We start from the raw sequence: 21,796 nt of genomic DNA on the forward strand, positions 1-21,796 counted from the left end.
CTATCCTGACCGCATGCTGACCATCACCCGAGAGCTGCACGACGCGATCGTCGCCCACGCCCGTGCCGACCACCCGGACGAGGCCTGCGGCGTGGTCGCGGGCCCGGCCGGCAGCGACCGCCCCGAGCGGTTCATCCCGATGCTCAACGCGGCCCGCTCGCCCACCTTCTACGAGTTCGACTCCGGCGACCTGTTCAAGCTCTACCGCGAGATGGACGACCGGGACGAGGTGCCCGTGATCGTCTACCACTCGCACACCGCCACCGAGGCCTACCCGTCGCGGACCGACGTCAGCTACGCCTCCGAGCCGGAGGCCCACTACGTGCTGGTCTCCACCGCGGAGGGCACCGAGCCCGGCGACCCGTTCCAGTTCCGCTCGTTCCGGATCGTGGACGGTGTGATCACGGAGGAAGACGTCGAGATCGTCGAGACGTACGCAGCCTGACCGACTCCCGGCCCGCCGTACCCGCCTGACCAGGCCGATACGGCGGACCGCGCCGTGTCCAAACCCCGCAATCTCACCTGTAGATACGGAAACATCCGGATACCGAGACGGAGATGTCGGAGCAGGGGCGGGAATCTATACGATGAGCCCATGCGTTCCGTCGATGTGAGCAACCAGGCCCCGGGCATCCGCCTCGTGGCGCGCCTGCACGTCGACCTGTGCCGGCTCGCCAGCGCGATCTGTCCCGGCCCCGCCGACGCCTGCTGACCTCGGCACCAACCGCTTTTCCCGGCCCCCGGGGCCACCCTCCCCTGCCGCGCCCGCGGCCACCCGAACTCACACCCGATCAGGAGCGCAGCCATGGCCATCGAGGTCCGCATCCCGACCATCCTCCGCACGTACACCGACGGCCAGAAGGCCGTCGAGGGCGCCGGCGCCAACCTCGGCGAGCTGTTCGCCGACCTGGACGCCCGGCACCCGGGCATCGCCGCCCGACTGCTGGACGGCGGCGAGCTGCGCCGCTTCGTCAACGTCTACCTGAACGACGAGGACGTCCGCTTCCTGGAGGGCATCGGCACCGGCCTGACGGACGGCGACAGCGTCACCATCCTCCCCGCCGTCGCCGGCGGCTAGGACCCCCCAACCGCCGGAGGGTCCGCGGCCCCGCCGCCCCGATCCGCTCCTCGACTGCCGGAGGCTCCGTCAGATGAAGTACGACAGCCCGCTCGAAGCCGTCGGCAACACTCCGCTGGTCCGGCTGCCCCGGATCTCCGCCGCCGTGCCCGGCAACGGGGACGGTCTGGTGACCCTCTGGGCCAAGCTGGAGGACCGCAACCCGACCGGTTCGATCAAGGACCGGCCGGCCCTGCACATGATCGAGCGGGCCGAGGCGGCGGGGCTGCTCACCCCCGGCTGCACCATCCTGGAGCCGACCAGCGGCAACACCGGCATCTCACTCGCCATGGCGGCCAAGCTCAAGGGCTACCGGATGGTCTGCGTGATGCCGGAGAACACCAGCGAGGAGCGCCGCGAGCTGCTCCGGATGTGGGGCGCGGAGATCATCCCCTCGCCCGCGGCAGGCGGCTCCAACACCGCCGTCCGGATCGCCAAGGAGATCGCCGCCGAGCACCCGGACTGGGTGATGCTCTACCAGTACGGCAACCCGGACAACGCCGGCGCGCACTACGCGGGCACCGGCCCGGAGATCCTCGCCGACCTCCCCGACATCACCCACTTCGTGGCCGGCCTGGGCACCACCGGCACCCTGATGGGCGTCGGCCGCTACCTGCGGGAGAAGGTCCCCGGCGTCCGGATCGTCGCGGCCGAGCCGCGCTACGACGACCTGGTGTACGGGCTGCGCAACCTGGACGAGGGCTTCGTCCCCGAGCTGTACGACGCCCAGGTGCTCACCACCCGGTTCTCGGTCGGCTCGGCCGACGCCGTCCGCCGCACCCGCGACCTGCTCCAGCAGGAGGGCATCTTCGCGGGCGTGTCGACCGGCGCCATCCTGCACGCCGCGATCGGGGTCGGCCGCAAGGCCGCCCAGGCCGGCGAGCGGGCGGAGATCGTCTTCGTGGTCGCCGACGGCGGCTGGAAGTACCTCTCCACCGGCATCTACACGGCCGAGTCGACCGAGGCCGCCGTCGAGGCGCTGCAGGGCCAGCTCTGGGCCTGACGGCCCGTCAGTCGGATGCGGTACGGCGCGGTCCCCGCTGGGCGGGGGCCGCGCCGTCCGTCGTTCAGCGCAGCGCCCGCTGGGCCTTCGTCCAGGTCGGCCCGTCCAGCGGTCCGACCCGGCGGCGGAAGGCGCGCAGCGGTACCTCGCGCAGCTCGTCCGTCTCCAGCCAGCTGGACCGGCCCTGCCGGTCGCCGACCGCGCCCGGCGGCAGGGCCAGCACGCCCGGACGGTCGTCGTGCCGCTTGCTGGTGATCTTCGCGACGGTGGCGGTCCGCCGGTTCACCCGCAGCACCAGGCACGGCCGGTCCTTGGTGCCGGGCCCGTCCTCGAACGGCACCTCGGCCCACCACACCTCGCGAGGTGCAGGACCACCACCGGCCGGGGCGGAGGGCCGCCGTCGGCGGACGGCCACCAGCACCGCGAGCAGGACCAGCACGACCAACGCGGCTATCAGCCATTTCTCCATCCGCAGACCGTACAACCACGTCTCGGGCCGACTGTGACAGTTGAGCATTTATCCGTTTGGTGCTGCTGATTTGTCACGGAACGACTACAGAGTCCCTTCTGGGCTAAAGATCCTCGTTGGGCCGGAAAAGCTGATCGCGACCTCCCGACAGCAACCCTCGGAACCCTCCCTGAAGGTGGCCCAGATGTCCTCACACAGCGATGAGTTGTGGTCGTACACCGAGATCGCCAGGCATATCAACGTCCAGTCGGACACCGTCCGCAACTACCGTCGGCACGGCCTGCTGCCCGATCCGGACATGATCGACGGCAGCGGCCACCCCCGCTGGTTCGCGGGCACCATCCGCGCCTGGGCCCGGAACCGCCCCGGCAACCGCTGAGGCGCCTCGTCCCGCCCCCGTCCCCGCCCCGCGCCCGGCGCGGCCCGTTCTGGTGACATCAGCCACAGCACGGCACGGAGACGGGGGCAAAGTGCCTCCCGGCCCTTACTCTCGTCTGGCAGCCGGCCGCTACCACCAGGTAGCTCCGCAGGCACGGACCATGACCCATCGGGGTGGAGGGGCTCGGCATGAGACTGACCGTGGTGGGGTGCTCGGGAAGCTTCCCGTCCGCCGAGTCGCCCTGCTCCAGCTACCTGATCGAGGCCGACGGCTTCCGGCTGGTGCTCGACCTCGGCAACGGCGCGCTCGGCGCCCTGCAGAAGTACTGCGGCCTGTACGACATCGACGCGGTGATGCTCAGTCACCTGCACGCGGACCACTGCATCGACCTCTGCGCCTACTGGGTCGCCCGGAACTACCGGCTGGAGGGCTGCCCAGAGTCCGTCCCGGTGTACGGGCCCGCGGGCACCGCCGACCGGCTGGCCCGGGCGTACGACATGCCCGAGCAGCCGGGCATGACCGAGGTCTTCGACTTCCACACCCTCACCGAGGGCAGCTTTCGGCTCGGCCCGCTGACCGTCACGACGGCCCGGGTCAGCCACCCGGTGGAGACCTTCGCCTTCCGGATCGAGCACGGCGGCCGCAGCCTGGTGTACTCCGGCGACACCGGCGCGTGCGCCGAGCTGGTCGAACTCGCCCGGGGCGCCGACCTGTTCCTCTGCGAGGCGGCCTACACCCACGGCAAGGAGACCTTCGCGGACGTCCACCTGAACGGCCGGGAGGCGGGCGAGCACGCCGCCGCGGCCGGGGTCGGCCGCCTGGTGCTCACCCACATCCCGCCGTGGACCGACCCCGAGACCAACCGCCGTGACGCCGCAGCGGTGTACGGCGGCCCGGTCGAACTGGCCCGCCCCGGCGCGGTCTATCAGCTCTGACCCTCAGGACAACGGACGGACCCCGCCCGGCAGTTGCCGAGCGGGGTCCGTCCGTTGAAGCGGTAAGGGCGGTCAGGCCTTGGTGAGCTCCTCGAGCTCCTCGTCGCTCTCGCGACCGGGAGTCGGCAGGTTGAACTTGGCGATCGCCCAGCGGAACAGCACGTAGTACAGGGCGGCGAAGACCAGACCGATCGGGATGATCATCCAGGCGTTGGTGGACTTGCTCCAGCCGAGTAGGTAATCGATCAGTCCGGCCGAGAAGGTGAAGCCGGCGTGCACGCCGAGGGCCCAGGTGACGGCCATCGAGATGGCGGTGAGCACCGCGTGGATCACGTACAGGGCCGGGGCGATGAAGACGAAGGCGAACTCGATCGGCTCGGTGACACCGGTGACGAAGGAGGTCAGCGCGAGCGACATCATCATGCCCATCACGGCGGCGCGGCGCTCGGGGCGGGCGGCGTGCGCGATGGCCAGGGCGGCGGCGGGGAGCGCGAACATCATGATCGGGAAGAACCCGGCCATGAACTGACCGGCCGTCGGGTCACCGGCGAAGTAGCGGGTCAGGTCGCCGTGCACCACGGTGCCGTCGGCCTTGGTGAAGTCACCGGTCTGGAACCAGGCGTAGGAGTTCACGAACTGGTGCATGCCGACCGGCAGCAGGCCACGGTTGACCAGACCGAACGCACCGGCACCGAAGGCCCCGGCACCGATCAGCGAGTCGTTCAGGCTGCTGATGGCGTCGCCGACCGGGCCCCAGCAGAGCGCGAACACGACGCCGACGGCGGTGCCGACGAAGGCCATGATGATCGGGACCAGGCGGCGGCCGTTGAAGAAGCCGAGCCAGTCGACCAACTTGGTGCGGTGGTACTTCTGCCACAACACGGCGCTCAGCAGACCGATCACGATGCCGCCGAGCACGCCCGGGTTCTCGTAGGTCGCGGCGACCCACTTGCCGTCCTTGATCGCGCCTTCGGTGATCGGGAACGCGGTCAGCACGTTCTTGTAGACCAGGAAGCCGACCAGGGCGGCGAGCGCGGTGGAGCCGTCCGCCTTCTTGGCGAAGCCGATCGCGATGCCCACCGCGAAGAGCAGCGGCAGATTGGAGAAGACGGCGTCACCGGCGGTGGCGAACACCGCGGCGACCTTGTCCCAGCCGAGGCCGTCCTTGCCGAAGACGTCGTCCTGACCGAGGCGGAGCAGCAGACCGGCCGCCGGGAGGACGGCGATCGGGAGCTGGAGGCTCCGGCCGATCTTCTGGAGGCCCTGGAGCACGCTCTGCCCGAACTTCTTGCCGGGCGAGGGGACCGGTGCCGCGGCGGGCGCCGGTGCCTGCGCAGTCGTAGTCATGGGGGTGGTTCCTAACGGCAGGGCGGATCGGTCGGGGGAGGAGCATCGGGGGCCGAACCGCGAACTGGTCTACACCACTAGTGGTGTAGACCAGTTTTCTAGCACGCATGGAGGGGGGCCGTAACCCCTGGAAGCCGTGCAGGTGGGAAGTGCTATGAAATCGAAACCTTCTTTTGGATTAATGATCATGACTACCCGCTGTAATCGCCATTTTGGCGAGTTGCGCAACAAAACGACCCGCTCCCGGCGGCGGGGCCGTCGGGAGCGGGTTTCGGATTGACGAGGGGTCAGTCCTTGGTGACGTCCTCGATCTCCTCGTCGTCCTCGCGGCCGGGGGTCTTGAGGTTGAACTTGGTGATCACGAAGCGGAAGAGCACGTAGTAGACCACCGCGAAGCAGAGCCCGATCGGGATCACCAGCCAGGGCTTGGTGTCCAGGTGCCAGAGCGTGACGTAGTCGATCAGTCCGGCCGAGAAGCTGAAGCCCGCGTGCACCCCGAGCGCCCAGGTGACGAACATCGAGATGCCGGTCAGGATCGCGTGCGCCACGTAGAGCAGCGGCGCCAGGAACATGAAGGAGAACTCGATCGGCTCGGTCACGCCGGTGATGAAGCTGGTCGCCGCCAGCGACATCATCAGGCCGGTGATCTCCTTGCGGCGGTGCGGCTTGGCGGTGTGCGCGATGGCCAGGGCGGCGGCCGGGAGGCCGAACATCATGATCGGGAAGAAGCCGGAGGTGAACTGGCCGGCCGTCGGGTCGCCGCCCAGGAAGCGGGTGATGTCGCCGTGCAGCACCTGGCCGGCCGGGTCGGTGAAGTCGCCGGCCTGGAACCAGAAGAAGGTGTTCACGAACTGGTGCATGCCGACCGGCAGCAGGCCGCGGTTGACCACACCGAATATCGCCGAGCCGAACGAGCCGAGCCCGATCAGCCAGTCGCTGAACGCGTTGATCCCGTCGCCGATCGGGCCCCAGCAGAGCGCCACCAGCACGCCGAGGGCGGTGCCGACGAAGGCCATGATGATCGGGACCAGGCGGCGGCCGTTGAAGAAGCCGAGCCAGTCGACCAGCTTGGTGCGGTGGTACGTCTGCCACAGCACGGCGGTCAGCAGACCGATGATGATGCCGCCGAGTACGCCGGGGTTCTGGTAGGTCGCGGCGACCCACTTATCGCCCTCGATGTGGCCCTCGGTGACCGGGAATGCCTGGAGCACCTTGGAGAAGGTCAGGTAACCCACCACCGCGGCCAGCGCGGTGGAGCCGTCGGCCTTCTTGGCGAAGCCGATCGCGATACCGATGCAGAACAGCAGCGGCAGACCGAAGGCCCCGTCCAGAATCGACGTGCCGCCGGCCAGCAGGACCGCCGAGACCTTGTCCCAGAAGTCACCGTGCAGGTACGAGGCGATCAGGTTGCCGAGGCTGACCAGCAGGCCGGCGGCCGGGAGCACGGCGACCGGGAGCTGGAGGCTGCGGCCGACCTTCTGCAGTCCTTGGAGGAGCCCGGCGCCTGGCTTCCTGGCGGGGGCGGTGGTCGAACTCATGGGCTGTCCTTCGGCGGTGGGCGACTCTGCGCACCGATCGGCAGGGCGCCGATTGGTCTACACCAGTTCGAGGTGCAGAGCTTTTCTAACACGCCGCTGACAAGGAACTGAAAAAAGTCCGAAACCGAATACCCGGCGATTGACCGGCGTAATTCCGATAGGGTCGTTGGTCCCGTTCCGGGCATGCCGAAAGGCCCCCGGGCCGGTGGTCCGAGGGCCTTTCCTGGGAATTGGCGGAGCGTCAGGCCTTGGTGACGTCCTCGACCTCGTCGTCGTCCTCGCGGCCGGGAGTCTTGAGGTTGAACTTGGTGATGATGAAGCGGAAGAGCGTGTAGTAGACCACCGCGAAACAGAGTCCGATCGGGATGATCAGCCAGGGCTTGGTGGCCAGGGTCCAGTTGATGCAGTAGTCGATCAGACCGGCCGAGAAGCTGAAGCCGTCCTTCACGCCGAGTGCCCAGGAGACCGCCATCGAGGCACCGGTGAGCAGGGCGTGCACGGCGTACAGCGCGGGGGCGATGTAGGCGAAGGAGTACTCGATCGGCTCGGTGACGCCGGTGACGAAGGAGGTCAGGCCGACCGAGAGCATCAGGCCGGTGATCTCCTTGCGGCGGTGCGGCTTGGCGCAGTGCGCGATGGCCAGCGCAGCGGCGGGAAGCGCGAACATCATGATCGGGAAGAAGCCGGTGGTGAACTGACCGGCCGTCGGGTCGCCCGCCAGGAAGCGCGGGATGTCGCCGTGGACCTCCGAGCCGTCCGGCTTGGTGTAGTCGCCGAACTGGAACCAGACGAAGGTGTTCAGCAGCTGGTGCATGCCGATCAGCAGCAGGACGCGGTTGGCGAGACCGAACAGGCCGGCACCCCAGGCGTCCAGGTCGGCCAGCCACTGGCTGAAGTCGGTCATCGCGTCGCCGATCGGCGGCCAGATCCAGACGGAGAGGCAGGCGAACGCCAGGCCGAACAGGGCCGTGATCATCGGGACCAGGCGGCGGCCGTTGAAGAATCCGAGCCAGTCGACCAGCTGCTTGCGGTGGTAGCGGACCCAGAGCCAGGCCGACGCCAAGCCGATCAGGATGCCGCCGAGTACGCCGGGGTTCTGGTAGACGGCGCTCGCCGCATTCCGCGAACTGAAGTCCACGCACTTGTTCCCGACCAGAACGGTGGTGCCCGTGCAGTCCTCCGGGAAGGCATGGAGCACGCTGTAGTAGACGAGGAAGCCGACGACCGCCGCGAGTGCGGTCGAGCCGTCGGCCTTCTTGGCCATGCCGATCGCGACCCCGATGCAGAACAGCAGGGGCAGACCGAGACTGGAGTCGAGCAGAGCGCCACCGGCGGCGGCGAAGACCTTCGCCACGTTGTCCCAGCCGAGACCGTCCGAGCCGAAGACGTCGGGCTGGCCGAGCCGGTTCAGGATGCCGGCGGCCGGCAGTACCGCCACCGGGAGCTGGAGACTGCGGCCCATCTTCTGGAGGCCGCCGTAGAAGCCGTGCCACCACTGCGCCTGTGGGGCTGTGGCGCCTGCCGAACTCATCATCGTCCTCCGAGTGCCGGATGTGTCCGGGCCCGGAACACCGACGGGCGTTTCCGCGTTGTCCGAAGTGCACCTAATATTGGTGTAGACCACTTACGAGCAGAGTGGGCGCGCCGGGTCCAAGGTCCTGCTGATCGTCATCCTGTGATGAAGATCGGCAGCGCGCGCGTCCTGCTGGGCCAAAAGTGGACTAACGTGGCAAGTCGGTCGAACTCGGGCGATGCTGGTCGCGCGCCGTCGTGGGCGCGGCAACTGAGTCCGCGTCACCTTCCGACGACAGCCACCAGCACCGAGCGGTACGGCACCGGGCAGAGCTGCCGGGAGCCGAGACAGAGGGAGAAAGACATGGCCAGCAAGGCTGAGAAGATCGTCGCCGGTCTCGGCGGCATCGAGAACATCGAAGAGGTCGAGGGCTGCATCACCCGCCTGCGTACCGAGGTCAAGGACGCCTCCCTGGTCAACGAAGCCGCACTGAAGGCCGCCGGCGCCCACGGCGTCGTCAAGATGGGCACCGCGATCCAGGTCGTGATCGGCACCGACGCCGACCCGATCGCCGCGGACATCGAGGACATGATGTGAGTTGAGACCTTCCGGTCTCACCCGCGACGGCCCGTCACCCTGCGAGGGGTGGACGGGCCGCAGTGTTTTCCGAGGCTTCGGCGGGAGCGGCTAGGCTCGGTGCCTATGTCACGCATCGACGGCCGCACCCCCGATCAGCTCCGCCCGATCACCATCGAACGAGGCTGGAGCAAGCACGCCGAAGGCTCCGTCCTGGTCTCCTACGGCGACACCAAGGTGCTCTGCACCGCCAGCGTCACCGAGGGCGTCCCCCGCTGGCGCAAGGGCACTGGCGAGGGCTGGGTCACCGCCGAGTACTCCATGCTCCCGCGCGCCACCAACACCCGCGGCGACCGCGAGTCGGTCCGCGGCAAGATCGGCGGCCGCACCCACGAGATCAGCCGCCTGATCGGCCGTTCGCTGCGCGCGGTGATCGACCACCGGGCGCTCGCCGAGAACACCATCGTGCTCGACTGCGACGTGCTCCAGGCCGACGGCGGCACGCGCACCGCGGCCATCACCGGCGCGTACGTGGCGCTGGTGGACGCGGTCTCCTGGGCTCGCGACAAGAAGCTGCTCCGAGCAAAGGGCCAGCCGATCACCGGCGGCGTCAGCGCGGTCAGCGTCGGCATCATCGACGGCGTCCCGATGCTCGACCTCCGCTACGAGGAGGACGTCCGGGCCGAGACCGACATGAACATCGTCTGCACCGCCGACGGCCGCTTCGTCGAGGTGCAGGGCACCGCCGAGGGCGCGCCGTTCGACCGCGCGCTGCTCGACCAGCTGCTCGACCTGGGCACGCTGGGATGCGCCGAGCTGGACGAGATCCAGCGCAAGGTGCTCGAGGGCTGACCGGTCGTCAGACCGTACGGGCTCCGGGGCCGGCCGCTGTACAGGCGGGGCCCGGAGCCCGTACGGTTCGGGCCGTCAGCCCGGTACGGGAACCGGCGGCGGCCACGCCGTCGTCCTCCTGACCGTCGGACCTGCCCCAGCGTCTTCACAACGGAGGACCTTTCGATGCCCCTCAGCATCAACCGTTCCGCCACCCTGTCGGTGGCCGCGCTCGCGCTCCTGCTGCCGCTCGGCGTGGGCTGCTCGGCGGCCCAGAAGGCACTCGACTGCGGCAACACGGCGGTGAAGATCAGCAGCGACTTCGCCGCGGTGAGCCAGGCCTGGGGCAACGCGGGCAACGACCCGCAGGCCGCCGGGCAGGCGCTGCAGACGCTCAAGAACGACCTCGACGAGCTGGGCCGCAACTCCAGCGACACCGACGTCAGCAAGGCGATCACCGACCTGCAGACCCAGGTCGAGAAGACCCAGCAGGCGATCAACGCCAAGCAGGTCCCCGACCTCAAGCCGCTCGGCGACGCCGCCTCCAACCTGTCCAAGGCCTGCACCGGCTGACGACGCATAGGCTGAGGCGCATGACTACCCGACGCCTCGTCCTCGCCACCCGGAACCAGCACAAGGTCGCGGAGCTGCGCGCCATCCTCGGCGCGGCCGGACTCGACGTGGAGCTGGTCGGTGCCGACGCCTACCCGGAGATCCCGGACGTGCCCGAGACCGGCGTGACCTTCGCCGAGAACGCCCTGCTGAAGGCACACGCGCTGGCGCGCGCCACCGGCCTGCCCGCCGTCGCCGACGACTCCGGTCTCTGCGTGGACGTGCTGAACGGTGCGCCCGGCATCTTCTCCGCCCGCTGGGCCGGCAAGCACGGCGACGACCGCGCCAACCTCGAGCTGCTGCTGGCCCAGCTCGGCGACATCGACGCCCCCCACCGGGGCGCGCACTTCGCCTGCGCCGCCGCACTCGCCCTGCCGGACGGCACCGAGCGGGTGGTCGAGGGCCGGCTGCTCGGCACCCTGCGCACCGCCCCCTCGGGCGACGGCGGCTTCGGCTACGACCCGATCCTCCAGCCGCTCGGCGAGACCCGCACCTGCGCCGAACTGACCCCTGCGGAGAAGAACGCCATCAGCCACCGCGGCCAGGCCTTCCGCGGCCTCGCCCCGGTGGTCCGCGAGCTGCTCGGCTGACGGCTGGTCGGCCACGGCGAAGGCCCCCGCCTCGGCGGGGGCCTTCGTCTGTGCGGCCTGAGGGACTCGAACCCTCACGAGGTTTCCCTCACGGGCACCTAAAACCCGCGCGGCTGCCATTACGCCAAGGCCGCCTGTACAGCAGCCATCATGCTACAGGTGGGCGCGGAGCAGCAGTGCCTTCAGTGTCGGCCGACCCGTCGACGGTTCTTGTTCCGGCCGCAGTAGGTGTCGGTAGTGGCATGGCAGTTCGGGCAGAGCAGCCGGATGTTGTCAGGCCGGTTGTCCGACCAGTCCCCGTTGATGTGGTCGACCTCAAGGGTGAGCGGTCTACCCTGCCAGACGGGCCCGGTCCCGCAGTCCTGGCAGGCGTCCGGGTGGCCGAGTTCGAGCAGGGCCTTGCGGATCCGGGAGCCAGGCAGGCGTTTGGCGTCGGCGGGCCGCTGTACGAGCACCTGGTCGGGGCGCAGCCGCCGCGCAGACCGCTGTCCCCGGTTGTGCGCCTGCCCGGTGAAGTGCGACGTGTCGATCCCGAACGCCTTGATGCGCCGCCCGATGTGGGCCTGCGTCCCGCCCGCCTGTCGCTGGTGAAGGTGGCGTACGACCCCGGCCACGCTGTGGCAGGCGGCCACGGCCTCCTCCAGCAGCTCTCTGGTGTAGACGGTGCCCCTCGGGCTGAAATGCGAGACGTCGATCCCGTAGGTGGTTAGCCGACGGCGGAGGTACTTGCGGGTGCCCGGCTCGGGTTCACGCCCGAGTGCCAGCAGGAGCTGGTCGATCGACGCGACCCTGGCCGCAGTGTCCGTCAGAATTTCGCGGGTGTATCGGACCGTCATGTTCACGCCTTCCGGGCTCAGTTGTGCGCCCGTCCCCCATGGATACGAACGAGCGTTGGGGTGAAAGGGCACGGGTGGCCCGGGAGATGAACATGTGACGAGGGTCACGGGTCGCGGGCGGTCTCGGATGGCTACCGATTGGTACAGACCTATTGACCTATGTGGTTCAGACCACATAGCTTCGCGCCAATCTGCAGCGCGGCAGCCGGGGTTCTGACCGGTCGTCGGCTGCGGGTGTCCTACCTCCCCCACTGCGCGCCCCCACAGCGCGCGCCGGCACTCTCCCCTGGAGGACCGAGTGTTGATCCGATCCACGACGGAGCAGCGTCCCACCGCTGCGGGCCGTCAGACGTCCGGCAAGCGGGTGGCGTTCGCCACCGCTGCCGCCGCCGTGATGGCCGGTCTGCTGGTCGCCACGCTCGGCACGGCGCCTTCGCAGGCTGCCGCGGCTGTCGACAATCAGTCCTGTCGCCCCGACGGCATGTACACCACGCCAGGCGTGGACGTGCCCTACTGCAGCGTGTACGACGCCGAGGGCCGCGAGAAGATGGGCGCCGACCACCAGCGCCGCATCATCGGGTACTTCACCGGCTGGCGTACCGGCAAGGACGGCACCCCCGCCTACCTGGTGAACAACATCCCCTGGGACAAGGTCACCCACCTGAACTACGCGTTCGGGCACATCGACGGCAACAACAAGCTCTCGGTCGGCGACGACACCGCGACCAACGAGGCCACCGGGATCACCTTCCCGGGCGTGGCCGGCGCGGAGATGGACCCGACGCTTCCGTACAAGGGTCACTTCAACCTGCTGACCAAGTACAAGAAGCAGTACCCGAACGTCAAGACCCTGATCTCGGTGGGTGGTTGGGCCGAGACCGGCGGCTACTTCGGTGCCGACGGCAACCGTGTCAACTCCGGCGGCTTCTACTCCACCACGGTCAACGCGGACGGTTCGGTCAACCAGGCCGGCATCAACACCTTCGCGGACTCGGCCGTCGACTTCATCAAGAAGTACGGCTTCAACGGCGTCGACATCGACTACGAGTACGCCACCTCGATGAAGGACGCGGGCAACCCGCTCGACTGGACCACCGCGAACGCCAAGCGCGGCTCGCTGGTCAAGGCGTTCGACGTCCTGCTGAAGACCCTGCGCGAGAAGATGGACCGGGCCGGCGCGGCCGACGGCAAGCACTACATGGTGACCGTCGCCGCTCCGTCCTCCGGGTACCTGCTCCGTGGCATGGAGACGTACCAGATGGCGAAGTACCTGGACTACGTCAACATCATGTCGTACGACCTGCACGGCGCCTGGAACAAGTACGTCGGCCCGAACGCCTCGCTGTTCGACGACGGCAAGGACGCCGAGCTGGCGGCCGCCAACGTGTACGGCACCACGCAGTACGGCGGCATCGGCTATCTGAACACCGACTGGGCCTACCACTACTTCCGTGGCGCGATGACGGCCGGCCGGATCAACGTCGGTCTGCCGTACTACACCCGCGGGTTCAAGAACGTCACCGGTGGCACCAACGGTCTCTGGGGCACCGCCTCGACCAACACCTGCCCGGCCGGCGCCGGTCTGACCACCTGTGGTGACGGTGCGGTCGGCATCGACAACATCTGGAACGACAAGGACACCAACGGGGTCGAGTCCCCGGCGGGCTCCAACCCGATGTGGCACGCGAAGAACCTGGAGAAGGGCATCGTCCCGGACTACCTCTCCAAGTACGGCGTGACCGACACCGCGCTCCAGGGCACCTACACCCGCAACTACGACTCGACCCTGGTCGCGCCGTGGCTGTGGAACGCCACCAAGAAGGTCTTCCTCTCCACCGAGGACGAGCAGTCGGTCGGCGCCAAGGCCGACTACGTCGTGAACAACGGCATTGGCGGCGCGATGATCTGGGAGCTGGCCGGCGACTACAAGTGGGACGCCGCCAAGAACCAGTACGTCCCCGGTTCGACCCTGACCTCGCTGATGTACGACAAGTTCAAGGCCGCCTCGGCGTACGGCGCGAAGCGCTCCACCATCGCGCTGCCGACCCAGACCCTGCCGATCGACGTGCAGTTCAACAGCTTCGCGCTGGGTGACTCGAACTACCCGATCAGCCCGAAGCTGCAGATCACCAACAACTCCACGGTGACCCTGCCGGGCGGTACCGAGTTCCAGTTCGACTACTCGAGCTCGGCCCCGGGCAACGCCAAGGACTCCTCGGGCTTCGGTCTCACGACGATCCGTCAGGACCACACCGGCAACAACGTCGGCGGCCTGAAGGGCATCTACAACCGGGCCTCGGTCAAGCTGCCGAGCTGGCAGTCGCTGGCCCCGGGCGCGTCCCTGACCATGGACTTCACCTACTACCTGCCGGTCTCGACCCCCGCCAACTGGACGGTCAACGTCGGCGGCACCCTGTACGGCCTGACCGGCGACCTGACCCGGGGCACCAGCGGCGCGACCTCCTCGCCGTCCTCCTCCCCGAGCAGCAGCCCGTCCAGCAGCCCGTCCTCCTCGCCGAGCAGCTCCCCGTCGAGCAGCCCGTCGTCGAGCCCGAGCAGCTCGCCCAGCACCAGCGCCAGCCCGAGCGCGAGTGCCAGCCCGTCGACCGGCACCTGCACCGCTCCGAGCTGGAGCGCGGGCGCCATCTACGCCACCACCGGCACCAAGGTGTCCTGGAAGGGCCACCACTACACGAACAAGTGGTGGACCACCGGTGAGGACCCCTCGACCACCGGCCAGTGGGGCGTCTGGAACGACCTCGGGGTCTGCTGACCTGACGAGGTGAGAGACGGCGGTGGCGGTGCACCCGGTCGGGGGGTGCACCGCCACCGCTTCGTTGTGCCCGTGCGTCAGGCGGTCTCGACCTTGAGGTCGCGGAGGAGCTTGGCGACGTGGCCGGTGGCCTTGACGTTGTAGAGGGCGCGCTCGACCTTGCCCTCTTCGTCGACGATCACGGTGGAGCGGATCACGCCGACGTAGGTGCGGCCGTAGTTCTGCTTCTCGCCGTAGGCGCCGTACGCCTCCAGCGTCGCGTGGTCCTCGTCGGCGAGCAGGGTGACCTTGAGGTTTTCGGCCTCGCGGAACTTCTCCAGCTTGGCCGGCTTGTCGGGGGAGATGCCGAGCACGTCGTACCCGGCGCCCGCGAAGACCTCCAGGTTGTCGGTGAAGTCGCAGGCCTGCTTGGTGCAGCCGGCGGTGAGCGCGGCGGGGTAGAAGTACACGATCACCTTGCGGCCGAGGTGGTCGGCGAGGGAGACCTGGTTGCCGTCGGCGTCGGGCAGGGTGAAGGCGGGGGCGGTGTCGCCGGGCTGAAGGCGCTCGCTCATGGTGGGGCTTCTCCTCGTGCGGACTCGTTGGTCGTACCAGCGGCCAACCTACTCCCGTTGGTGGGTGGTGCTGCGCGGGCGGGGCGGCGAGCTGACAGACTGACACCTGTCGTAACGGACGCAGACGGACGCAACCAGTGAAGGGGTGGCCCGAGTGGGCAAGGCCGGGACAGACAAGGCGGCGCGGACGACCGCCCAGATCGAGGCGGACATCACGCGGACCCGCACCCAGCTCGCGACGACCCTGGACGAGCTCGCGGTCCGGGTGCACCCGAGCACCATCGCGGCCCAGACCAGGGCGAAGCTGCTCGGCTCGGTCGAGGAGAAGGCCGGGCGGGCGTACGTCACCGCGAGCGGTGCGGTGGAGCAGCTGAAGGCGCAGTTCACCGACGAGAAGGGGCAGCCGCGCAAGGAGCGGATCGTCCCGGCCGCGCTGGTCGGCGTCGGGGTGCTGCTGCTGGTGGCCTCGGTGCGCAGGCGCCGGCGCGGCTGAGCGGGTTGTACGGGCAGGGGCCGGGCCGGTGGGTCCGGCCCTTCCGTATGCCGGGGCAGCGTCACGCTGCCGGGGCCGGGCGGGTACGGTCGGAGGCGTGAACGAAGAGCGGAACGAACAGCACGAGGTGACCCGGCACGACCGGCTGGGCGCGAAGCTGCCGATCAAGATGCTGCACGACCGGGTGCTGGTGAAGACCGAGGGCAGCGAGGGCGAGCGCCGTTCGACCGGCGGCATCCTGATCCCGGCCACCGCTGAGCTAAGTAAAAGATGCACGTGGGCGGAAGCTGTTGCGGTGGGCCAGAGCGTCCGGTCCGTGGAGCCCGGCGATCGGGTGCTGTACGACCCGGAGGACAAGCTGGAGGTCGAGGTCCGGGGCGCGACGTACGTGCTGCTGCGCGAGCGGGACCTGCACGCGGTGGCGGCGATGCGGTTCGGTGACGCGGAGGGTTCGACCGGCCTCTACCTGTGAGGCTCAGGCTTCTTCCGGGAGCAGCCCCACCTGCTCGAGGAACTCCATCTGGTCGAAGTAGAGCCGGTAGCTGACGATCCGCCCGTCCCGGACCGTGGCGAGGTCGCACCCCCTGAGCCTGACCTCGCGCTGGGTGGCGGGCAGGGTCTCGCCGGTGGGCAGGGTCAGCGGCCCGGTGTTCTTGCCGCTGAAGAACCCCTCGTCGATGGCGGTGTCGTCGATCTCGTACTTGAACAGGGGATCGAATTCCGCGGCCGGAAGGGCGTCGGTCATCTCCCGGAAGTACGCGACGATGTTCTCGCGGCCGTGGATCTCCCCGTGGTCCGGGGTGTAGGCGACGGCGTCCTCGGCGAAGCAGTCGGCGACCGTCGTCAGGTCGGATTTGGTGACCGCCTCGGTGTACCGGTCCATGACCTCACGTGCCTGTCCCATGATCCACACCTCCAGGTCCATGGCGTGACGATTGTCGCCATTGTCCCACCGGTGCTACGGGCTCGGCAGCGGGGAGCTGCCCGGGCTCGGGCTCCGGTCGGAGGAGGGGGAGCTGCTGGGAGTAGGTGAGGGAGTGGGGGAGGGGGTCCGGAGCGGGGTGGGGCTCGGTGTCGGGCTCGGGGTGGGCGTCGGCGTCGGCGTCGGAGTTGGGGTGGGGCTGACGGTGGGTGAGGCGGGGGCGCTGGGTTGGGTGTTGCCCCGGCTGGGGCTGAGGTCGAACTGCTGGACCGGGGTGCCGCGGAGGGCGGTGGTCATGTAGCTGGTCCAGATCTCGGTCGGGAAGGCGCCGCCGTTGATCCGGCTGTAGCCGGCGGTGCCGGCCAGTGAGAGCTTGGCGTGGGTCTTCGGGTCCTCGCGGAACAGGCCCACCACGGTGGTCAGTTCGGGGGTGTACCCGGCGAACCAGGCGGAGCGGTTGCTGTCGGTGGTGCCGGTCTTGCCGGCCGCAGGGCGGCCCAGGCCGAGAGCCCGGGCGCCGGTGCCGGCGGGGCTGATCACGTCCTCCAGCACGTCGGTGACGGCATCCGCGGTGCCCCGGCCGACGGCGGCGCGGGCCGGGTGGGCGGGGAGTTCGGGCAGGTCGGAGTAGCCGCCGGAGCGTTCCAGCTTGAGCACGGCCCACGGGGTGAACGCCTGGCCGTGGTTGGCCAGGGTGGCGTACGCCGAGGCCAGGTCGATCGCGCTCGGGGTGGCGGTGCCCAGGGTCATCGAGGTGTTGGCCGGGTCCATGCCCGGCACGGTGTCGGGGAGGCCGAGCCGGATCGCGGTCTGCCGGACGTGGCCGAGACCGGCGTCCACGCCCTCCTGGGCGTAGACCGAGTTGACCGACTTCATCATGGCGAACCGCAGGGTCACCGAGCCGTAGTCGACGTCGTCCTCGTTGGGCGGCGCGTAGGCGGTGGGCCCGCCGACCACCGGGCGGCGGCTGCTGCCGTCGTACACGGTCTGGGTGGTGATCGGGCGGCCGTCCCGGGTGGTGTGCTCGCCGTCCAGGCCGGCCGCCAGGTCGATCGGCTTGAAGGTGGAGCCGACCTGGTTGTCCTGCCGGAGCGCGTCGTTGTACTGCTGCTTGGCGTAGTCCGGGCCGCCGTAGACCGCGACGATCCGCCCGGTGCCCGGTTCGACCGAGGCGCCGGAGACCCGCACCGCGGTATCGGTCTCCGGCCGGGCGGCGGGGTCGAGTTCGGCGGTCAGCTCCTCCTGGACGGCCGCTACGAAGGCGTCCTGCCTGGGCTTGTCGAAGGTGGTGGTGATCTTCCAGCCGCCGGCCTTCAGGGTGGCGGCGTCCAGTACGTTGCTGCTGGTCAGGTAGTCGTCGGCGATGTCCACCAGGTAGCCCGCCTGGCCGCTCAGGCCGGTGACGGGCTGCGGGTCGATCGGCTCGGGGAAGGTGGTGGCGGCCCGGGTGGCGGCGTCCAGGAAGCCGAGTTGGACCATGCCGTCCAGGACGTAGTTCCAGCGGGCCAGCGCCTTGGCCTGGTTGGCCGGGGTGCTGTTCTTCACGTCGTAGGCGCTCGGCGCCTGCAACAGGGCGGCCAGGTAGGCACCCTGAGCGGTGGTCAGCCGAGAGACGTCGACGCCGTAGTAGGCCTTGGCGGCGGTCTGGATGCCGTACGCGTTGCGGCCGAAGTAGCTGGTGTTGAGGTAGCCGGCCAGGATCTCGTCCTTGCTCTGCTGCTGGTCCACCTTGAGGGAGATGAACAGCTCCCTGACCTTGCGGGCCACGGTCTGGTCCTGGGTCAGGTAGTAGTTCTTCACGTACTGCTGGGTGATGGTGGAGCCGCCCTGGGTGCCCTTGCCCGCGGCAGTGTTCCAGGCTGCCCGGACCATGCCGCGCAGGTCGATGCCCTTGTTCCGGTAGAAGGTGCGGTCCTCGGCGGAGACCACCGCGTGCTGGGTGTCCAGCGGGACCTGCCGGATCGTCACGTCCTGCCGGTTGACCGAGCCGGTGCGGGCCAGTTCGGTGCTGCCGTCGGCGTAGTAGTAGACGTTGCTCTGCGCCACCGCCTGGGTGTTGGGGCCGGGCACCGGGACGATCAGGTAGAGCGCGACGAAGCCCGCCAGTCCGAGCAGCACAAGACCGAGCAGTCCGCCGACCACCATCCGCCAGGTCGGCACCACCCGCCGCCACCAGGGCAGTGACCGACGCCGGGCCTTGCGGGCGGTCCGCCGGGCCCAGCGGCGGTCGCGTCGGGAGCCCTCGGCGCGGTCCTCCCACTCGAGGCTGTCGGGTGCGGGCGGCAGGTCCAGCTGCTGGCTCATGGGGGAATTATGTGGGATCTGATCCGCCATCAGATGGGTTTGACGAGGCGTGGCCACCGGTAATTCGGCTGCGCCGGAACCGGACCGGCGGTACTTTGAAAGGTGACAACCACATAGCGCAGCAGGACAGACGCAGCTCCGCCCGCAGTCCCCGGCACCCCCGGGGGTCAGCCGGTCGGGGCCGTTGAGGGCTGCCCCCAGGGGGCTGCCCAGGTCTCTTCGGCTGTGCTCTCCTGCCTGCCCAAAAGTCGACAAGGAGACACAATGCAGCTCGCCCAGCGGCTCCGGCCACCAGAACGGAAGGCCGGGACCGGCTCGGTACGGCTCTACCTCGCGGTCGCCGCCGGCTCGTTCCGCCGCTACTCCACCTACCGGGCCGCCACCCTGGCCGGGGCCTTCACCAACACCGTCTTCGGCTGCATCCTGGCGTACACCTTCCTCGCGCTCTGGCAGGCGAGGCCGGGGGTCGGCGGCTACGACAGCAACCAGGCGGTGACCTACATCTGGGTCAGCCAGGCGCTGTTGATCACCGTCGCGGTCTGGGGCGGCGGCTTCCAGGACGACGTCCAGGAGCGGTTCAGGAACGGGGACATCGCCGTCGACCTGTACCGGCCGGTGGACTTCATGGGCTGGTGGCTGGCCGCCGATCTGGGCCGGGCCGCGTTCCACCTGATCGGGCGAGGTGTGGCGCCCACGCTGGTCGGGGTGCTGGCCTTCGGCATCCGGCTGCCCGGCCACCCGTACACCTGGGCGGCCTTCCTGGTCTCGGTGCTGCTCGCCGTGCTGGTCAGCTTCGGGCTGCGGTTCCTGGTCTCGCTGACCGGATTCTGGCTGCACGACTCCGAGGGGGTGCGCTCGGTGATGGTGGTGGTCGCGCTGTTCTTCTCCGGGGCGCTCCTGCCGCTCACCCTCTTCCCGGGCGGGCTGGGCGAGTTGGCGCGGCTGCTGCCCTGGTCGGCGCTGATCCAGGTCCCCACCGACGTCTTCCTGGAGCGCCGCTCCGGCACGGCCCTGCTCGGTGCGCTGGGCTTCCAGGCGGCCTGGGCGGTGCTGCTGCTCGCGGCCGGCCGACTGGTCCAACTGCTGGCCACCCGCAAGGTGGTGGTGCACGGTGGCTGACACCTTGACGGTCCGGGCGGCCTGGGCGCTGCGCTCGTGGTGGCTGATGGCCGGGATGTGGACCCGCTCGACGATGGCCTACCGGGCCTCGTTCGTCCTGATGCTGGCCGCCAGCACCACGGTGACCGCGCTCGACTTCGTGGTGCTGCTGCTGATGTTCCAGCACACCGAGCAGCTCGGCGGCTGGTCGCTGGGCGAACTCGGCTTCCTGTACGGGACGTCGAGCTTCGCGCTCGGGATGGCCAACATGCTGGTCGGCAGTGTGGACGCGCTCGGCGAGCGGATCCGCACCGGCACCCTGGACACCATGCTGATCCGGCCCGCCCCGGCGCTCGCCCAGGTCTGTGCCGAACGCTTCTCGCTGCGCCGGGTCGGCCGCCCCGTACAGGCGGCGGCGATCCTGGCCTGGTCGCTGACCCGGGTCGACGTGTACTGGACGGCCGACCGGGTGCTGCTGCTGGCCGTGCTGCTGGTCTCCGGCAGCGTCATCTTCGGCGCGATCTTCATCGGCTTCGCCACCGTGCAGTTCTGGTGGGGCGAGGCGGGTGAGTTCCAGAACTCCTTCACCTACGGCGGCGCCACCATGCTCCAGTACCCGCCGACCGTCTTCGCCAAGGAGCTGGTGGCCGGGACGGTCTTCGGGCTGCCGATCGCCTTCGTCAACTGGCTGCCCGCGCTGCACATCCTCGGCAAACCCGATCCGCTCGGCCTGCCGGTGGCGTTCCGGTTCGCCTCCCCGCTGGCCGCCCTGCTCTGCGTGCTGGCCGCCGGCCTGGCCTGGAGGGCCGGGCTGCGGGCGTACCGGGGCACCGGCAACTAGAGCTTCCAGAGAAGGAGTTGGACATGGCACTGATCGAACTCGAGGACGTCCGCCGGGACTTCACCATCCGGACCCGGACCGGACGGCTGCGCCGGGAGAAGCGGGTGGTGCACGCGGTGGACGGGCTGAGCTTCACCGTCGGCGCGGGCGAGTGCGTCGGCTACATCGGCCCGAACGGCGCGGGCAAGTCCACCACGATCAAGATGCTCACCGGCATCCTGGTGCCCACCGCGGGCCGGCTCCGGGTGGCCGGGGTCGAACCGGCCAGGGAGCGGGTCGGGCTGGCCCGGCGGATCGGCGTGGTGTTCGGCCAGCGCACCACCCTGTGGTGGGACCTGCCGCTGCGCGACAGCTACGAACTGGCGCGCAGGATCTACCGCATCCCGCCCGACCGGTACCGGGCCAACCTGGCGCGCTGTGTCGAACTGCTGGACCTGGGCGCCCTGTTGGACACCCCGGTCCGGCAGCTCTCGCTCGGCCAGCGGATGCGGGGGGACCTGGCGGCCGCCCTGCTGCACGACCCGCAGGTGCTCTACCTGGACGAACCCACCATCGGGCTGGACGTGGTGAGCAAGGCCAGGGTCCGGGAGTTCCTGCGCGAGGTGAACCGGGCGGAGGGCACCACGGTGCTGCTCACCACCCACGACCTGACCGACATCGAGCAGCTCTGCGGCCGGGTGATGGTGATCGACCACGGCCGGGTGGTCTACGACGGCAGCCTGGACGGGCTGCACACGGCGGGCTGCAGCGAACGCACCCTGGTGGTCGACCTGGCCGAGCCCCGCCCCGCGATCACCGTGCCGGGCGCCCGGGTGGTCCGGGTCGAGGGCCCCCGGCAGTGGCTGGCCTTCCCGGCCGAGCAGAGCGCCGCCCCGCTGGTCGCGGCGGTGGCCGAGCGCTACCCACTGGTCGACCTGTCGGTCCGGGAACCGGCCATCGAGGACGTGATCGCCCGGATGTACGCGGAGGTGGCGATCGGCTGAGCCGGTCGGCCAGGGGTTCGACAGCCGTCACTCGCCCGGGTGGACCCGGTGACTCCGGGGTGTCGTGGACCGTTGACACTCC

The 21,796-nt window shown here is 69.5% G+C and carries 24 protein-coding genes and 1 tRNA gene; 16 read left to right on the top strand and 9 right to left on the bottom strand.

Going from position 1 to position 21,796, the window contains the following annotated elements; all coding sequences use genetic code 11:
* Positions 1-13: 13 nt before the first annotated feature.
* From ASC99_RS29130 to ASC99_RS29140, 4 genes are all read left to right on the top strand, one after another.
* Positions 14-445, top strand: coding sequence for a Mov34/MPN/PAD-1 family protein (locus ASC99_RS29130; RefSeq protein ID WP_057237602.1), 432 nt, complete (start codon positions 14-16; stop codon positions 443-445).
* A gap of 150 nt (positions 446-595) precedes the next feature.
* Positions 596-712 carry a putative leader peptide gene (locus tag ASC99_RS42370; RefSeq protein ID WP_350676536.1) on the top strand — a complete coding sequence of 39 codons (117 nt, stop codon included), beginning with the start codon at positions 596-598 and terminating at the stop codon, positions 710-712.
* 93 nt (positions 713-805) lie between these two features.
* Complete coding sequence (locus ASC99_RS29135; RefSeq protein WP_057237604.1) at positions 806-1,078, top strand: MoaD/ThiS family protein; 273 nt, start codon at positions 806-808, stop codon at positions 1,076-1,078.
* 73 nt (positions 1,079-1,151) lie between these two features.
* The gene (locus ASC99_RS29140; RefSeq protein WP_057237606.1) at positions 1,152-2,120 is read left to right on the top strand and encodes a PLP-dependent cysteine synthase family protein; all 969 of its coding nucleotides are present in this window, start codon (positions 1,152-1,154) and stop codon (positions 2,118-2,120) included.
* 64 nt (positions 2,121-2,184) lie between these two features.
* Here ASC99_RS29140 and ASC99_RS29145 read toward each other — a convergent pair whose 3' ends face one another.
* Positions 2,185-2,589 (bottom strand): type II toxin-antitoxin system PemK/MazF family toxin, encoded by a 405-nt coding sequence (locus tag ASC99_RS29145; RefSeq protein WP_063857229.1) that lies wholly within the window; start codon positions 2,587-2,589, stop codon positions 2,185-2,187.
* 184 nt (positions 2,590-2,773) lie between these two features.
* On the opposite strand from ASC99_RS29145, the gene ASC99_RS29150 reads away from it, so the two are divergent.
* Entirely contained in the window at positions 2,774-2,968 is a 195-nt protein-coding gene (locus ASC99_RS29150; protein WP_057237608.1) for an AlpA family transcriptional regulator, read from the top strand.
* Positions 2,969-3,156: 188 nt separating this feature from the next.
* Positions 3,157-3,903, top strand: coding sequence for an MBL fold metallo-hydrolase (locus ASC99_RS29155; RefSeq protein ID WP_057237609.1), 747 nt, complete (start codon positions 3,157-3,159; stop codon positions 3,901-3,903).
* Between the two features lie 72 nt (positions 3,904-3,975).
* On the opposite strand, the gene ASC99_RS29160 is transcribed toward ASC99_RS29155, so the two are convergent.
* The 3 genes from ASC99_RS29160 to ASC99_RS29170 form a co-directional block, all read right to left on the bottom strand.
* Complete coding sequence (locus tag ASC99_RS29160; protein ID WP_057237611.1) at positions 3,976-5,250, bottom strand: PTS transporter subunit EIIC; 1,275 nt, start codon at positions 5,248-5,250, stop codon at positions 3,976-3,978.
* A 287-nt stretch (positions 5,251-5,537) separates the two neighbouring features.
* The gene (locus tag ASC99_RS29165) at positions 5,538-6,788 is read right to left on the bottom strand and encodes a PTS transporter subunit EIIC (RefSeq protein ID WP_057237613.1); all 1,251 of its coding nucleotides are present in this window, start codon (positions 6,786-6,788) and stop codon (positions 5,538-5,540) included.
* A gap of 241 nt (positions 6,789-7,029) precedes the next feature.
* Positions 7,030-8,319: a PTS transporter subunit EIIC gene (locus tag ASC99_RS29170; protein WP_057237615.1), complete on the bottom strand. Its 1,290-nt coding sequence runs from the start codon at positions 8,317-8,319 to the stop codon at positions 7,030-7,032.
* A gap of 345 nt (positions 8,320-8,664) precedes the next feature.
* Between ASC99_RS29170 and ASC99_RS29175 the strand changes: the two genes are divergently transcribed.
* From ASC99_RS29175 to rdgB, 4 genes are all read left to right on the top strand, one after another.
* Positions 8,665-8,898: a glucose PTS transporter subunit EIIB gene (locus tag ASC99_RS29175; RefSeq protein ID WP_057237617.1), complete on the top strand. Its 234-nt coding sequence runs from the start codon at positions 8,665-8,667 to the stop codon at positions 8,896-8,898.
* A 105-nt stretch (positions 8,899-9,003) separates the two neighbouring features.
* Positions 9,004-9,729 (top strand): ribonuclease PH, encoded by a 726-nt coding sequence (gene rph / locus ASC99_RS29180; RefSeq protein WP_057237619.1) that lies wholly within the window; start codon positions 9,004-9,006, stop codon positions 9,727-9,729.
* 165 nt (positions 9,730-9,894) lie between these two features.
* Positions 9,895-10,281, top strand: coding sequence for a hypothetical protein (locus tag ASC99_RS29185; protein ID WP_057237621.1), 387 nt, complete (start codon positions 9,895-9,897; stop codon positions 10,279-10,281).
* A gap of 20 nt (positions 10,282-10,301) precedes the next feature.
* Positions 10,302-10,910, top strand: coding sequence for an RdgB/HAM1 family non-canonical purine NTP pyrophosphatase (rdgB, locus tag ASC99_RS29190; RefSeq protein ID WP_057237623.1), 609 nt, complete (start codon positions 10,302-10,304; stop codon positions 10,908-10,910).
* 51 nt (positions 10,911-10,961) lie between these two features.
* Here the strand turns inward: rdgB and ASC99_RS29195 are convergent.
* Together ASC99_RS29195 and ASC99_RS29200 are read right to left on the bottom strand one after the other, a co-directional pair.
* Positions 10,962-11,044: transfer RNA gene (locus tag ASC99_RS29195), tRNA-Leu, on the bottom strand.
* Positions 11,045-11,092: 48 nt separating this feature from the next.
* Positions 11,093-11,746: an HNH endonuclease signature motif containing protein gene (locus ASC99_RS29200; RefSeq protein ID WP_057237625.1), complete on the bottom strand. Its 654-nt coding sequence runs from the start codon at positions 11,744-11,746 to the stop codon at positions 11,093-11,095.
* A gap of 394 nt (positions 11,747-12,140) precedes the next feature.
* Here ASC99_RS29200 and ASC99_RS29205 point away from each other — a divergent pair, with 394 nt between their 5' ends.
* On the top strand, positions 12,141-14,519 hold the full coding sequence (locus ASC99_RS29205; protein ID WP_057237822.1) for a glycosyl hydrolase family 18 protein: 2,379 nt from the start codon (positions 12,141-12,143) through the stop codon (positions 14,517-14,519).
* A gap of 77 nt (positions 14,520-14,596) precedes the next feature.
* On the opposite strand, the gene bcp is transcribed toward ASC99_RS29205, so the two are convergent.
* The gene (bcp, locus tag ASC99_RS29210; RefSeq protein WP_057237627.1) at positions 14,597-15,073 is read right to left on the bottom strand and encodes a thioredoxin-dependent thiol peroxidase; all 477 of its coding nucleotides are present in this window, start codon (positions 15,071-15,073) and stop codon (positions 14,597-14,599) included.
* Positions 15,074-15,227: 154 nt separating this feature from the next.
* Between bcp and ASC99_RS29215 the strand changes: the two genes are divergently transcribed.
* Together ASC99_RS29215 and ASC99_RS29220 are read left to right on the top strand one after the other, a co-directional pair.
* Positions 15,228-15,566 (top strand): DUF3618 domain-containing protein, encoded by a 339-nt coding sequence (locus tag ASC99_RS29215; protein ID WP_057237629.1) that lies wholly within the window; start codon positions 15,228-15,230, stop codon positions 15,564-15,566.
* 169 nt (positions 15,567-15,735) lie between these two features.
* Positions 15,736-16,038, top strand: coding sequence for a co-chaperone GroES (locus ASC99_RS29220; protein ID WP_057237824.1), 303 nt, complete (start codon positions 15,736-15,738; stop codon positions 16,036-16,038).
* Positions 16,039-16,041: 3 nt separating this feature from the next.
* On the opposite strand, the gene ASC99_RS29225 is transcribed toward ASC99_RS29220, so the two are convergent.
* Positions 16,042-16,470, bottom strand: coding sequence for a nuclear transport factor 2 family protein (locus ASC99_RS29225; RefSeq protein WP_057237827.1), 429 nt, complete (start codon positions 16,468-16,470; stop codon positions 16,042-16,044).
* 54 nt (positions 16,471-16,524) lie between these two features.
* Positions 16,525-18,792: a transglycosylase domain-containing protein gene (locus tag ASC99_RS39075; protein WP_057237630.1), complete on the bottom strand. Its 2,268-nt coding sequence runs from the start codon at positions 18,790-18,792 to the stop codon at positions 16,525-16,527.
* 264 nt (positions 18,793-19,056) lie between these two features.
* Between ASC99_RS39075 and ASC99_RS29235 the strand changes: the two genes are divergently transcribed.
* From ASC99_RS29235 to ASC99_RS29245, 3 genes are read left to right on the top strand one after another with little or no spacing between them, the layout of a single operon-like run.
* The gene (locus ASC99_RS29235; RefSeq protein ID WP_057237632.1) at positions 19,057-19,911 is read left to right on the top strand and encodes an ABC-2 family transporter protein; all 855 of its coding nucleotides are present in this window, start codon (positions 19,057-19,059) and stop codon (positions 19,909-19,911) included.
* Positions 19,904-20,731, top strand: coding sequence for an ABC transporter permease (locus ASC99_RS29240; RefSeq protein WP_369824162.1), 828 nt, complete (start codon positions 19,904-19,906; stop codon positions 20,729-20,731). The genes ASC99_RS29235 and ASC99_RS29240 overlap by 8 nt, the downstream gene beginning before the upstream one ends.
* Before the next feature lie 23 nt (positions 20,732-20,754).
* The gene (locus ASC99_RS29245) at positions 20,755-21,714 is read left to right on the top strand and encodes an ATP-binding cassette domain-containing protein (RefSeq protein WP_057237634.1); all 960 of its coding nucleotides are present in this window, start codon (positions 20,755-20,757) and stop codon (positions 21,712-21,714) included.
* The last annotated feature ends 82 nt before the right edge of the window (positions 21,715-21,796 follow it).

This window comes from Kitasatospora sp. Root107 (assembly GCF_001424875.1).
Classification (GTDB): domain Bacteria; phylum Actinomycetota; class Actinomycetes; order Streptomycetales; family Streptomycetaceae; genus Kitasatospora.

Coding starts and splice junctions, on each gene's coding strand:
- ASC99_RS29130 (WP_057237602.1), top strand. CDS start 14: ATGCTGACCATCACCCGAGAGCTGCACGACGCGATCGTCGCCCACGCC.
- ASC99_RS42370 (WP_350676536.1), top strand. CDS start 596: ATGCGTTCCGTCGATGTGAGCAACCAGGCCCCGGGCATCCGCCTCGTG.
- ASC99_RS29135 (WP_057237604.1), top strand. CDS start 806: ATGGCCATCGAGGTCCGCATCCCGACCATCCTCCGCACGTACACCGAC.
- ASC99_RS29140 (WP_057237606.1), top strand. CDS start 1,152: ATGAAGTACGACAGCCCGCTCGAAGCCGTCGGCAACACTCCGCTGGTC.
- ASC99_RS29145 (WP_063857229.1), bottom strand. CDS start 2,589: ATGGAGAAATGGCTGATAGCCGCGTTGGTCGTGCTGGTCCTGCTCGCG.
- ASC99_RS29150 (WP_057237608.1), top strand. CDS start 2,774: ATGTCCTCACACAGCGATGAGTTGTGGTCGTACACCGAGATCGCCAGG.
- ASC99_RS29155 (WP_057237609.1), top strand. CDS start 3,157: ATGAGACTGACCGTGGTGGGGTGCTCGGGAAGCTTCCCGTCCGCCGAG.
- ASC99_RS29160 (WP_057237611.1), bottom strand. CDS start 5,250: ATGACTACGACTGCGCAGGCACCGGCGCCCGCCGCGGCACCGGTCCCC.
- ASC99_RS29165 (WP_057237613.1), bottom strand. CDS start 6,788: ATGAGTTCGACCACCGCCCCCGCCAGGAAGCCAGGCGCCGGGCTCCTC.
- ASC99_RS29170 (WP_057237615.1), bottom strand. CDS start 8,319: ATGAGTTCGGCAGGCGCCACAGCCCCACAGGCGCAGTGGTGGCACGGC.
- ASC99_RS29175 (WP_057237617.1), top strand. CDS start 8,665: ATGGCCAGCAAGGCTGAGAAGATCGTCGCCGGTCTCGGCGGCATCGAG.
- rph (WP_057237619.1), top strand. CDS start 9,004: ATGTCACGCATCGACGGCCGCACCCCCGATCAGCTCCGCCCGATCACC.
- ASC99_RS29185 (WP_057237621.1), top strand. CDS start 9,895: ATGCCCCTCAGCATCAACCGTTCCGCCACCCTGTCGGTGGCCGCGCTC.
- rdgB (WP_057237623.1), top strand. CDS start 10,302: ATGACTACCCGACGCCTCGTCCTCGCCACCCGGAACCAGCACAAGGTC.
- ASC99_RS29200 (WP_057237625.1), bottom strand. CDS start 11,746: ATGACGGTCCGATACACCCGCGAAATTCTGACGGACACTGCGGCCAGG.
- ASC99_RS29205 (WP_057237822.1), top strand. CDS start 12,141: ATGGCCGGTCTGCTGGTCGCCACGCTCGGCACGGCGCCTTCGCAGGCT.
- bcp (WP_057237627.1), bottom strand. CDS start 15,073: ATGAGCGAGCGCCTTCAGCCCGGCGACACCGCCCCCGCCTTCACCCTG.
- ASC99_RS29220 (WP_057237824.1), top strand. CDS start 15,736: ATGCTGCACGACCGGGTGCTGGTGAAGACCGAGGGCAGCGAGGGCGAG.
- ASC99_RS29225 (WP_057237827.1), bottom strand. CDS start 16,470: ATGGGACAGGCACGTGAGGTCATGGACCGGTACACCGAGGCGGTCACC.
- ASC99_RS39075 (WP_057237630.1), bottom strand. CDS start 18,792: ATGAGCCAGCAGCTGGACCTGCCGCCCGCACCCGACAGCCTCGAGTGG.
- ASC99_RS29235 (WP_057237632.1), top strand. CDS start 19,057: ATGCAGCTCGCCCAGCGGCTCCGGCCACCAGAACGGAAGGCCGGGACC.
- ASC99_RS29245 (WP_057237634.1), top strand. CDS start 20,755: ATGGCACTGATCGAACTCGAGGACGTCCGCCGGGACTTCACCATCCGG.